Raw genomic sequence first — 12,042 nt, 5'->3', positions numbered from 1 at the left:
GCTGCCTGCGCTAGCCTAGCGGGCAGCCTGTTCCGTGTCCTGTGCCGCCACCACGCCGCTCGGGTCGGTGGTGCCGGCGTAATCGATGAGCAGACTGACATTGCCCACCAGCGGTACCCGCTTCTCATAGGCAAAGCTGATCTGCACTTCGCCGTCTTCGCGCGTGAACGTCAGGTCGCGGCCGCGCACGGCCGTGACGTTGTTGATGCCGGCGTTCTTGTCGAAGGCTACCTGCATTTCGCGCGGCGTGCCGCCAGCTTCCTTGGCGCGCACGATCGCGTCCTTGATCGCGCTGTATTCCGTGTAGGTCGGCACCAGCTTGAGCGCGAACACCGCAGCCACGCCGAGCACGGCCAGCACGAGGATCAGGCCGGTGAGCGAGACGCCGGCCTGGCGGCCAAAGGCCGGTTGCGCATGGGTTTGCTGTTGACGCATTGTCGTTCCTCCCGGGTCTCCCCGATTACTGGATGCCGCCAATCCGCTTCGGATTGCCGAAGTTCATCCAGACGACGATCGCCTTGCCAACAATGTTCTTGTCCGGTACGAAGCCCCAGTAGCGGCTGTCGGCACTGTTGTCGCGGTTATCGCCCATCATGAAATAGTTGCCTTCCGGTACGATACAGGTAAATTTATCGTAGGAAAAGTCACATGCTTCACGATTCGGGAAGTTCTCGACGGCGCCCAGGTCGAGCGTCCGCTTGCCCTCGGTGTTCAGGATGCGGTGCGGCGTACTGGCCAGGTGCTCGGTGAACTGCTTGTGGTAGACCGGATGCTGGTCGTCCAGGTAGTCGTCCAGCGGGGTGTATTCGACCGGCTTGCCGTTCACGGTCAGGCGCTTGTTCTCGTAGCTGATCTTATCGCCAGGCACGCCGATGACGCGCTTGATGTAATCCTGGCTCATGTCCTTCGGATACTTAAACACCATCACGTCGCCGCGCTGCGGGTCGGCGATCTCGACCACCTTCTTGTTGATGATCGGCAGGCGGATGCCGTAGGCGTACTTGTTCACCAGGATGAAGTCGCCCACCAGCAGGGTCGGCACCATCGACGACGACGGGATCTTGAACGGCTCCCACAGGAAGGAACGCAGCACGAACACCAGCGCGATCACCGGGAAGAAGCTGCCCGAATACTCGATCCAGGTCGGCTGGCGCAGGTGCGCCTGCTCGATCGCGGCGCGGTTGACGTTGCTGTCGACCTTGATGCCGTCGGCGGTCAGCTTGCTGGTGCGCGCATCGTATTCGGCCAAAGCGGCGTCCGCCTTGCGGCGGCGCTGCTTGGAAAGAATGAACACGTCCAGGCACCAGATGACGCCCGTGACCACCATTGCAATGAACAGGATCAGGGCAAAGTTGCTCAGAATGGATTGCATTATTTTTCTTCCACCTGGAGGATGGCCAGGAAGGCTTCCTGCGGAATCTCCACCGAACCGACCTGCTTCATGCGTTTCTTACCGGCCTTCTGTTTTTCCAGCAGCTTCTTCTTACGCGAAATGTCGCCGCCATAGCACTTGGCCAGCACGTTCTTGCGCAGCGCCTTGACGTTCTCGCGCGAGATGATGGTCGCGCCGATCGCGGCCTGGATCGCCACGTCGAACATCTGGCGCGGAATCAGTTCGCGCATCTTGGCCGCCACCTGGCGCCCACGGTAAGGCGCGTTGGCGCGGTGCACGATGATCGCCAGCGCGTCGACCTTCTCGCTGTTGATCAGCATGTCGACCTTGACCACGTCCGAGGCCCGGTTTTCCTTGAACTCGTAGTCCATCGACGCATAGCCGCGCGAAGTGGACTTGAGACGGTCGAAGAAGTCCAGCACGATCTCGGCCATCGGAATCTCGTAGACGAGCTTCACCTGGCGGCCGTGATAGGCCATGTCCATCTGCACACCGCGCTTGCCGTTACACAGGGTCATGACCGCGCCAACGTATTCCTGCGGCATGTACAGGTTGACGGTCACGATCGGTTCGCGGATCTCGGCGATCTTCGACGGTTCCGGCATCTTCGACGGGTTGTCGACGCGGATCTGGGTGCCGTCGCGCATCTCGACCTCGTACACCACGGTCGGGGCCGTGGTGATCAGGTCCATGTCGAATTCGCGCTCGAGGCGTTCCTGCACGATCTCCATGTGCAGCAGGCCCAGAAAGCCGCAGCGGAAGCCGAAGCCCAGCGCCTGCGACACTTCCGGTTCGTACTGGAGGGCGGCGTCGTTCAGTTTCAGTTTTTCCAGCGAGTCGCGCAGCGCGTCGTACTGGTTCGCCTCGACCGGGAACAGGCCCGCGAACACCTGCGGCTGGACTTCCTTGAAGCCCGGCAACGGCGCGGGCGCCGGCTTGCTGGCCAGGGTGACGGTATCGCCCACCTTGGCGGCGGTCAGTTCCTTGATGCCGGCAATGATGAAGCCCACCTGCCCTGCCGACAGTTCCGGCAGCGATACCGAGCGCGGCGTGAAGATGCCGATGCTCTCGACCAGCTGCTGCGAACCGGTTGCCATCAAGAGGATCTTGTCCTTCGGGCGCAGGGTGCCGTTGACCACGCGCACAAGCATCACGACACCGACATACGGGTCGTACCAGGAGTCGACGATCAGTGCCTGCAGCGGCGCATCCTTGTCGCCCTTGGGCGGCGGGACCTTGGCGATCAGGGTTTCCAGCACGTCTTCCACGCCCAGGCCGGTCTTGGCCGAGCAGGTGGTCGCGTCGGACGCGTCGAGGCCGATCACGTCCTCGATTTCCTTCTTGGCGTTGTCCGGGTCGGCGTGCGGCAGGTCGATCTTGTTCAGGATCGGCACCACTTCCACGCCCAGGTCGAGCGCGGTGTAGCAATTGGCCACGGTCTGGGCTTCCACGCCCTGGCTGGCGTCCACGACCAGCAGCGCGCCTTCGCAGGCGGACAGCGAGCGCGAGACTTCGTAGCTGAAGTCGACGTGGCCCGGCGTGTCGATCAGGTTCAGGTTGTAGGTCTGGCCGTCGCGCGCCTTGTATTGCAGCGCCGCGGTCTGGGCCTTGATGGTGATGCCGCGCTCGCGTTCCAGGTCCATCGAGTCGAGCACCTGCGCGTCCATCTCGCGTTCCGACAGGCCGCCGCACAGCTGGATGATGCGGTCGGCCAGGGTCGATTTGCCGTGGTCGATGTGGGCGATGATGGAGAAGTTACGTATGTTGTTCATTAACAAAGCTCAAAACCAAAAAGGCCGCGGACAGCGCGGCAGGCTACGACAGCAAAAAGCGCCATCCAAGGGCGAAGTGCGTGAAGTCATGCAAAAAAGCGCTCCGTGGGGGCACGCCGGCCCCGGTCGAAGCGCTCGATCAAGCGAATGAAAAGCGTTGGCGGCAGTCTTACTGTAAGCCGGCACTTTTCCGACCCCGGCATTTTACCGGATTCCGCGCCGGAAAGCCCGGTTTTGGGCCGTCGGGGGGTAGAAAGGCCGGTTTCCGCTCAACTTGCGGACAATGTGCGGGTTTTCGTGGGGTGGCCGGCTCGGCCAACCGCGCGCTCGATGCCGCTAGGGAAGACGCGCCGGCTGCTCGCTGCCTGCATCGGCCCAGGCGCGTACGGCGCCCGGGTCCAGGAAATAATGGCACAGCTCGGGCCGGGCCGGGTCGCCGAACAGCACCGGCACCAGCTCGTCGAAACGCTCGACCAGGGCCGGGTCGGCATCGACGTCGACGACGGCGACATCGAAGCGCTCCCCCGGGCCCTGCATGGCCAGCAGCGCCGCGAGCATGTCCTCGCACAGGTGGCAATAGCTGCGCGAATAGAGCGTGAAGGGGACCGCCCGCACGCCGGGCACGCTGCCGGGCGTGCCGGCTGGCGTGAGCGGCAAGTTCATTGACGCGCTCATTGAAGCACTCACCGATGCGCTCATTGCCGCGGCTTGACGACGACGTACTGCGTGACGTTCTCGCGCCGCACCAGGAGGGCCACCGGCTTCTTCGGATCGAGCTTGGCGACCAGTGCGTTGAACTGCGCGGCGTCGGTCACCGGCGTGTTGCCGACCTGCGAGATCACGTCCCCGGGACGGATACCGGCGGTGGCCGCTGCGGCGGCGGCATCCTCCACCAGCACCCCGCCCTCCACGCCCAGCTCGCGGCGCTGGGCCGCGGGAATATCGGACACGCGCAGGCCCAGCGCATTGGCCACGCCGCCCGGGGTCGGCTTGTTCGGCGCCGGCCGGGTGGCGCCGCGCTCTTCCTGCAGCTCGACGATGGTCACCGGCAGGTCGATCTGGTTGCCACGGCGCCACACGGTCACGGTGGCGCGGCTGCCCACCTTGGTGGCGCCGACCAGGCGCGGCAGATCGCGCGTGGTCTCGATCGGCTGGCCGTTGAATTTCAGGATGATGTCGCCGACCTTGATGCCGCCCTTTTCCGCCGGGCCGCCCGGCTCGACCATCGATACCTCGGCGCCGCGCGCCTTGCCCAGGCCGAGCGATTCGGCCACGTCGCGCGTGACTTCGCTGATCTGCACGCCCAGGCGGCCGCGCGTGACCTTGCCGGTGGTCTTGAGCTGGTCGGCGACCCGCATCACCTCGTCGATCGGCACCGCGAACGAGATGCCGTTGAAGGCGCCCGACAGCGTGGCGATCTGCGAATTGATGCCGATGACTTCGCCGCGCATGTTGATCAGGGGGCCGCCCGAATTGCCCGGGTTCACCGCGACGTCGCTCTGGATCAGGGGCAGGTAGTCGCCGGTGTCGCGCGACTTGGCCGAGATGATGCCGGCGGTGACGGTATTCTCGAGGTTGAAGGGTGAGCCGATGGCGACGACCCATTCACCGACACGAATCTTGCTCGAGTCGCCGGTGCGCAGGTAAGGCAGGTTGCCGGCGGCAAGTTTGAGCAGCGCGACGTCCGAGCGGCGGTCGGCGCCGAGCACCTTGGCCTTGAACTCGCGGCGGTCGGTCAGCGTGACCGTCACTTCGTCGGCGCCCTCGACCACGTGGGCATTGGTCAGCACGAAGCCGTCGGCGGAAATGATGAAGCCGGAGCCGACGCCGCGCGCCACTTCGCGCTCCTCCTGCCCCTGCCCTCCCGGCACCCCACGGCCGCCGCGGGGGATCTGGCCGCCGAAGAAGCGGCGCAGGAATTCCTGCATCTCCTCTTCGCCCGGCATGCCCTGGCCGCGCGTGACGCGTTCGGTGGTGCGGATGTTGACGACGGCAGGGCCGACCTTGTCGATCAGGTCGGAAAAATCGGGCAGGCCGGTGACGACCGGGGTCTGTACCGGCGCGGCCGCAAGGGCGTTCGGGGCAAGGAAGACATTGACGCCGGCGAGCAGCAGGGCCGACAGGATCAGGCTGGCAGATTGACGGGTTGGTGTGCGGGTCATGGGCTCGACAATGGAAGGCTGAGATTGACTTCATGTTAAGCCAAAAAGCCGCCGTTGTCGCGCGCTAGCGGGCGTGCCGCGACCCCGTGCGGGGTGGAAGTCGGGCAGCGGGCCGGCCGTGGAGATCGCGGCACCTGGCGCGCCGCGCTTGCGCGCCGGCGTGCGATTACACGCGCTTGATCGCGGGCAAACCTGCTGTGTCCGCTGCCGACGCCTGAGCGGGGCCGGGCGCGAGCTTTGCTTCGGCCTGCCCGGCCACTTTCGCGCTGCCGAGGGGATCGGCGCCGGCCACCGCCACCGGCGCGACCGCAGCCAGCGCATCGGCTTGCGCCGGCACCGCGACCGGCCGCAAGGGCGTCGGTTCCGCGGCGAGCCTGGCGGCCAGGCGCGCGCCGAAGCCGGGCGACAACTGCGCCGACTCCGCCCGCAGGGCGTCGCCAATGCAGGTGTAGCTTTCCCAGGCCAGGCGCCCGTCGGGCTCGCGCATTGCCGCCTGCGCCAGTTCGATGTCCGCTTCCGGCAATTCGCCGTCCGCCAGGGCCGATATGTATTCGCGTAGCTTTTTGTTGGTATCCATCTGGTTGCCCGCCGCCGTCGGTGTGTTCAATTTGTCCCGCCTGTGTACGATCCCGCTACTTACCGACGTTTGTCAACCGGGAAATCGAGCAAAGGGCGCAATTTCTCGGCGATGACTTCGCGCGCGCGAAAAATCCGGCTGCGCACGGTACCAATTGGACAAGCCATCACTTCGGAGATTTCTTCGTAGCTCAATCCTTCTATTTCGCGCAGGACAATTGCGGTACGCAACTCCAGCGGCAGTGCTTCCATGGCCGCGTTCACCGTATGGGCAATCTGCTTGCTCGCCAGTACCGACTCGGGCGTGTTTATGTCGCGCAAGCTGTCTGCGTCGTCAAACCCTTCGGCCCGCTCTGCATCGGCCTCGGTGGAGGTCGGCGCGCGGCGGCCCTGGGTGACGAGAAAGTTCTTTGCCGTGTTGATTCCGATGCGGTACAGCCAGGTATAAAAGGCTGAATCGCCCCGGAAGTGACGCAGGGCGCGAAAGGCCTTGATGAACGTCTCCTGCACCACATCCTCGGCCTCGGCCGGGTCGTGCACGAGGCGCGACACCAGGCGCATCAGGCGGCGCTGATACTTGGCCACGAGCAGGTCGAACGCCCCCCGGTCGCCGGCCTGTACCCGCTCCACCAACAACTGATCACCCTCGCGTTCTGTCGTCACGGACCATGCCCCATCGGCTGCAACGGCCCTCCCAGCATAAGAGTTGGCTCGCTGCAATAAGTTCAAAGTATTTTGTGTTCCGTAGGTGACACGGCAACATGTCCTGCCAGGGCGCCGAGCGCCACTGCCAGGGCACGGAATGCAGCCTGCTCCACGCTATCGGGCAGGACGGCGACCGGATGGCACCTGCCGTCTGCCGTACCGAGCCGCAGCAGCATCAGCCGCGGCCACAGCGTGGAACCGGGCAGAAGCGTCACCGGCACCGCACCGGCTGCTTCCTGCCGTACCCCTTGTTGTACCGTCAGGCGTAGCTCACCGACTCCAGAAATATCAATCCGGTGCTGCGTGGCCGGACGCAGCGCGGCATGCAGCACGCATACCCCCGCAAACAGCAGCGCGAGCGCGACAGTGGGCCCGGCGATGAAACGCAGGGACGGCAGCAGGCCCGCGACGGCGGAGGCCGCGAGCAGGGACGCGCCGAAGCCGACGGCGAGCATGCGCAGGCGGCCGGACGGAGCAATGACGACGGTCATCGCGATCGACATGCGAGTAACGGAAACGGTGGAGGCGCCTCAGCCGGGGCCGCATGCACGGGACCGAGCAAAGGACAAGCAAGGACAAGCAAACAACAAGCAAACAACAAGCAACTACAGCGGAGATGCGCAGGACCGAACGGTCCAGGCTGTCAGGCGCCCATCCCGGTTAGACCGGGATGGGGAGGTCTAGTTCAGACCGCGATGTCGGATCAGGCTCAGACTTTTGCGAACACGAGGGTACCGTTGGTACCGCCGAAGCCGAACGAGTTCTTGACCGCGTAATCGATCTTCATGTCACGCGCCGTGTTGGCGCAGAAGTCCAGGTCGCATTCCGGGTCCTGGTTGAAGATGTTGATCGTCGGCGGCGACACCTGGTTGTGGATCGCCAGCACGGTGAACACGGATTCCAGCCCGCCGGCGCCGCCGAGCAGGTGACCGGTCATCGACTTGGTCGAGTTCACGACCAGGTTCTTCGCATGGTCGCCGAATACGCGCTTGATGCCGCGCACTTCCGCCACGTCGCCCAGCGGCGTCGAGGTGCCGTGCGCGTTGACGTAGTGGACTTCGCCCGGATTCAGGCCAGCGTTGTGCAGGGCCGAGACCATGCAACGGGCCGCGCCACTGCCATCCTCGACCGGCGAGGTGATGTGGTTGGCGTCCGCGCTCATGCCGAAGCCGATGACTTCCGCATAGATCTTGGCGCCGCGCGCGACCGCGTGTTCGTACTCTTCGAGCACCATCACGCCGGCGCCCTCGCCCAGCACGAAGCCGTCGCGGTCCTTGTCCCACGGACGCGACGCGGTGGTCGGGTCGTCGTTGCGGGTGGACAGCGCACGTGCCGAGGCGAAGCCGCCCAGGCCCAGCGGCGAGACGGTCGACTCGGCGCCGCCGGCGATCATCACGTCGGCATCGCCATATTCGATCAGGCGCGCCGCCGCGCCGATGCAATGCAGGCCGGTGGTGCAGGCGGTGACGATCGCCAGGTTCGGGCCGCGCAGGCCGAATTTGATCGAGAGATCGCCCGAGATCATGTTGATGATCGAGGCCGGCACGAAGAACGGCGAAATACGGCGCGGGCCGCGGTTCGTGTACTCTTCCTTGGTGGCTTCGATCATCGGCAGGCCGCCGATGCCCGAACCGACGATCACGCCGATACGGTCCGCATTCTCGTCGGTCACGACGATGCCGGAATCCTGCAGGGCCTGAATACCTGCTGCCATGCCGAAATGGATAAACGTATCCATGTTGCGGCCTTCCTTGCCCGGCAGGTAGTCCTCGACCTTGAAGTTCTTCACTTCGCCGGCGAAATGGGTCGTGAACGGCGTCGCGTCGAACTTGGTAATGTTTGCAATGCCCGACTTACCAGCCAGCGCCGCGTCCCACGCCTCGGCAATGGTGTTGCCGATAGGTGAGATGCAGCCCAGGCCGGTAACGACGACACGGCGGTTGCGTGAACGGCTCAAGCGATTCTCCCAGAAACTTTTAAAGCGACAGCTTAGGCCTTGACGTGCGCGGTTGCGTAGTCGATGGCTTGCTTGACGGTGGTGATCTTCTCAGCCTGCTCGTCAGGGATTTCCATTTCGAACTCGTCTTCCAGTGCCATCACCAGTTCCACGGTGTCCAGCGAGTCAGCGCCGAGGTCGTCAACGAACGAGGATTCGATTTTGATGTCTGCTTCTGCAACACCCAGTTGCTCAGCGACGATTTTTTTAACGCGTTGTTCGATATCCGACATGTTATGGCTCCATTAAGGTATGTGTTGCGGAAAGTGCGCGCATTTTATCAGGTTTGCGCCTTGAAAAACTACTTTCGGCGATTACCGCTATTTCCACCGAAATTACTGCTAAAAGAAGCGATTGCGCCGGATTTTCCTCACGGCAATGTGAAGTCCGGCACCACAAGCCTCCAGCGCCTGACAAAACCCCGAGGGCAAGGCGCTTCGTCGAGGACGGTACGCTGGTACGGCGAGACGATACAACGCAGCCATGGGGGGGGAATTGTCAGGCGCTCAATTCATGTACATGCCGCCGTTCACGTGCAGCTCGGTGCCTGTGATGTAGGCGGCGGTCGGGCCGGCCAGGAAGGCCACGGCGTGGGCGATGTCTTCCGGCCGTCCCAGGCGGCCCAGCGGAATCTGGCCCAGCAGCGCCTCGTGCTGGCCTTCGCCCAGCGCCTTGGTCATGTCGGTGTCGATGAAGCCCGGCGCCACGCAGTTGACGGTGATGTTGCGGCTGCCGATCTCGCGCGCCAGCGCGCGGGTCATGCCGGCCACGCCGGCCTTGGCGGCGGCGTAGTTCATCTGGCCCGGGTTGCCCGACGCGCCCACCACCGACGTGATGTTGATGATGCGGCCGTGCTTGGCCTTCATCATCCCGCGCAGCACCAGGCGCGACAGGCGGCCGACGGCGGTGAGGTTGGTCGCGATGACGCTGTCCCACTCCTCGTCCTTCATGCGCATGGCCAGGTTGTCCTGGGTGATGCCGGCATTGTTGACCAGGATCGACAGGCTGCCGAAGCTTTTCTGCACGTCGTCGATGACGGCGGCGCAGCCGGCCGCGTCGGTCACGTTCAGCACGGCGCCCTTGCCGCCGAATTCGGCCAGGTATTCGGTGATCGCCTGGGCGCCGGCTTCGCTGGTAGCGGTGCCGACGACCTTCGCGCCCTGGCGCGCCAGCTCCAGCGCGATGGCCTTGCCGATGCCGCGCGAGGCGCCGGTCACGAGGGCAACTTGGTTCTGCAGATTCATGCTATTCCTTTTGTTTTCTTCTAAACGTTCACGATGCCACGCGCAAGCCGGCAGGCGCCGGCCTGCGCGCGCCTCATGCCTGCTGGAGCGAAGCCAGCACGCGCTCCAGCGCGGCCTGGTCGACCAGCGCTTCGCCCACCAGCACCGGATCGATGCGCTTGGCCATGCCGATCAGGGTCTTGCTCGGGGCGCATTCGACCACCTGGGTCACACCCTCGGCGGCCATCTTCTGCATGGTCTCGACCCAGCGCACCGGGCCGGCGGCCTGGCGCACCAGGGCGTCCTTGATGGCAGCGGGATCGTGCAGGATAGCGACGTCCACGTTGTTGATCAAGTCGATCTGCGGCGCCGAAAAAACGATGTTTTCCATGTACTCGCGCAGGCGATCCGAGGCCGGCTTGAGCAGCGACGAGTGAAACGGCGCCGAGACGGCCAGCTTCATGGCGCGCTTGGCGCCCTTGGCCTTGGCGATCTCGCAGGCCCGGTCGATGGCGGCCGCGTGGCCGGCGATGACGATCTGGGCCGGCTCGTTGAAGTTCACGGCTTCGACCACATCGCCCTCCGCTGCCTGCGCACATACCGCGCGCACGTCGTCGGCCCCCAGGCCCAGCACGACGGCCATGCCACCCTGCCCGACCGGCACCGCTTCCTGCATCGACTGGGCGCGGAAGCGCACCAGCGGCACGGCATCCCTGAACGGGATGACGCCGGCGGCGACCAGGGCCGAGTACTCGCCCAGGCTATGGCCGGCCACCATGTTCGGCACCGGGCCGCCGGCGGCGATCCAGGCGCGGTACACGGCCACTGCCGCAGTCAGCATGACCGGCTGGGTGTTGGTGGTGAGGTCGAGGTCTTCCTTCGGCCCCTCGGCGATCAGCTTGCCGAGGTCGAAGCCCAGCGCATCGGATGCCTCGGCGACGGTCTGGTCGACGACCGGGTTGCCGGCGAAGCCGTTCAGCATGCCGACGGCCTGGGCGCCCTGGCCCGTAAACAGGAATGCGAATTTGGTCATTATTGTTCTCTCTTCGAATACGTATAGGTCACCGTAGGGTGGTCGGCTCTGCCGACCGCGCGTTCAGCAAGAATAAGCACCATCGCAGCGCATCCGGGAGCTGGACGCGCGGTCGGCGAAGCCGACCACCCTACGTATTGCCGCAAAGCGTACGTCGCGGCACGAAACGCTTACATCCGCGCGAGGATCGCGCCCCAGGTAAAGCCGCCGCCGACGCCTTCCATCAGCACGTTGTCACCCTTCTTGATGCGGCCATCGCGCACCGCGGCGTCGAGCGCCAGCGGGATCGAGGCGGCCGAGGTGTTGCCGTGCTGGTCGACGGTGACGACCATCTTTTCCATCGGCAGGTCGAGCTTCTTGGCGGTGCCCTTCATGATGCGCAGGTTGGCCTGGTGCGGGATCAGCCAGTCGATGTCCGACGGCTGCATCTTCGCGTGCGCGAGCGCTTCCTTGGCCACTTCTTCCAGCACGGTGACGGCCAGCTTGAAGACGGCCGGGCCGTCCATGTACAGGAAGCCGCTGCCGGCCACGGCGCCGCCGGCCAGGTTGCCCGGGATCGACAGGATGTCGGCGTGGCTGCCGTCGGCATGCAGCTTGGTCGCCAGGATGCCGGCCTCCTCCGAGGCTTCCAGCACCACGGCGCCGGCGCCGTCGCCGAACAGGACGCAGGTGGTGCGGTCGGTGAAATCGAGGATGCGCGAGAACACTTCGGCGCCGATCACCAGCACGCGCTTGTACACGCCTGCGCGGATGAAGGCGTCTGCGGTCGAGACCGCGTACACGAAGCCGCTGCACACGGCCTGCACGTCGAACGCGGCGCTGTTGTTGGCCATGCCGAGCTTTTGCTGGACGACGCAGGCGGTGCTCGGGAAGCTGCCGTGGAAGTCCGGGGTGGAGCTGGCGACGATCACCAGCTCGATGTCGCCGGGCGCCCTGCCGGCCGCCTCCAGCGCCTTGCGCGCCGCGTTGACGGCGAGGTCCGAGGCATTCTCGTCAGGCGCCGCATAGTGGCGGCTCGAAATGCCGCTGCGCGAGACGATCCAGTCGTCGGAAGTTTCGATCCCCTTCTCGGCCAGCTGCGCCGCCAGTTGATCGTTGGTGACACGCTTGGCCGGCAGGTAGCTGCCGGTACCGGTGATCTTGCTGTAGACAGTCATTGCTCCACCATCCTGCTGGTTTTGG

Annotated in this window: 13 protein-coding genes; all 13 read right to left on the bottom strand. The window is 65.0% G+C overall.

Features of this window, described 5'->3' with window-relative positions; all coding sequences use genetic code 11:
• Positions 1 to 15: 15 nt before the first annotated feature.
• The gene (locus tag ACFFJK_RS00665; protein ID WP_379677143.1) at positions 16 to 435 is read right to left on the bottom strand and encodes a DUF4845 domain-containing protein; all 420 of its coding nucleotides are present in this window, start codon (positions 433 to 435) and stop codon (positions 16 to 18) included.
• A gap of 25 nt (positions 436 to 460) precedes the next feature.
• Positions 461 to 1,372 carry a signal peptidase I gene (lepB, locus tag ACFFJK_RS00660; RefSeq protein ID WP_379677142.1) on the bottom strand — a complete coding sequence of 304 codons (912 nt, stop codon included), beginning with the start codon at positions 1,370 to 1,372 and terminating at the stop codon, positions 461 to 463.
• A complete protein-coding gene (gene lepA, locus ACFFJK_RS00655; protein WP_379677141.1) occupies positions 1,372 to 3,165 on the bottom strand; it encodes a translation elongation factor 4 in 1,794 nt (597 codons plus the stop codon). Before lepA ends, lepB begins: the two co-directional genes overlap by 1 nt.
• Before the next feature lie 336 nt (positions 3,166 to 3,501).
• Positions 3,502 to 3,828: a glutaredoxin family protein gene (locus ACFFJK_RS00650; protein ID WP_379677140.1), complete on the bottom strand. Its 327-nt coding sequence runs from the start codon at positions 3,826 to 3,828 to the stop codon at positions 3,502 to 3,504.
• Positions 3,829 to 3,860: 32 nt separating this feature from the next.
• On the bottom strand, positions 3,861 to 5,327 hold the full coding sequence (locus tag ACFFJK_RS00645) for a DegQ family serine endoprotease (protein WP_379677139.1): 1,467 nt from the start codon (positions 5,325 to 5,327) through the stop codon (positions 3,861 to 3,863).
• A 166-nt stretch (positions 5,328 to 5,493) separates the two neighbouring features.
• Positions 5,494 to 5,934 (bottom strand): sigma-E factor negative regulatory protein, encoded by a 441-nt coding sequence (locus ACFFJK_RS00640; protein ID WP_379677138.1) that lies wholly within the window; start codon positions 5,932 to 5,934, stop codon positions 5,494 to 5,496.
• Positions 5,935 to 5,963: 29 nt separating this feature from the next.
• A complete protein-coding gene (gene rpoE, locus ACFFJK_RS00635; RefSeq protein ID WP_379677137.1) occupies positions 5,964 to 6,566 on the bottom strand; it encodes an RNA polymerase sigma factor RpoE in 603 nt (200 codons plus the stop codon).
• Positions 6,567 to 6,628: 62 nt separating this feature from the next.
• Entirely contained in the window at positions 6,629 to 7,111 is a 483-nt protein-coding gene (locus ACFFJK_RS00630) for a protein YgfX (RefSeq protein WP_379677136.1), read from the bottom strand.
• 206 nt (positions 7,112 to 7,317) lie between these two features.
• Positions 7,318 to 8,565 carry a beta-ketoacyl-ACP synthase II gene (fabF, locus tag ACFFJK_RS00625; RefSeq protein WP_379677135.1) on the bottom strand — a complete coding sequence of 416 codons (1,248 nt, stop codon included), beginning with the start codon at positions 8,563 to 8,565 and terminating at the stop codon, positions 7,318 to 7,320.
• 32 nt (positions 8,566 to 8,597) lie between these two features.
• On the bottom strand, positions 8,598 to 8,837 hold the full coding sequence (gene acpP, locus ACFFJK_RS00620; protein WP_020653257.1) for an acyl carrier protein: 240 nt from the start codon (positions 8,835 to 8,837) through the stop codon (positions 8,598 to 8,600).
• A gap of 273 nt (positions 8,838 to 9,110) precedes the next feature.
• Complete coding sequence (gene fabG / locus ACFFJK_RS00615; protein WP_379677134.1) at positions 9,111 to 9,848, bottom strand: 3-oxoacyl-ACP reductase FabG; 738 nt, start codon at positions 9,846 to 9,848, stop codon at positions 9,111 to 9,113.
• Between the two features lie 73 nt (positions 9,849 to 9,921).
• Positions 9,922 to 10,860 (bottom strand): ACP S-malonyltransferase, encoded by a 939-nt coding sequence (gene fabD, locus ACFFJK_RS00610; protein ID WP_379677133.1) that lies wholly within the window; start codon positions 10,858 to 10,860, stop codon positions 9,922 to 9,924.
• Between the two features lie 170 nt (positions 10,861 to 11,030).
• Complete coding sequence (locus ACFFJK_RS00605; protein ID WP_379677132.1) at positions 11,031 to 12,017, bottom strand: beta-ketoacyl-ACP synthase III; 987 nt, start codon at positions 12,015 to 12,017, stop codon at positions 11,031 to 11,033.
• Between the last annotated feature and the right edge of the window lie 25 nt (positions 12,018 to 12,042).

It is taken from the genome of Massilia consociata (genome assembly GCF_042432755.1).
Taxonomy (GTDB): Bacteria; Pseudomonadota; Gammaproteobacteria; order Burkholderiales; family Burkholderiaceae_D; genus Telluria; species Telluria consociata.
Note: the sequence above shows the minus strand (reverse complement) of the source record. Positions and strands in the feature narration are given on the sequence as shown.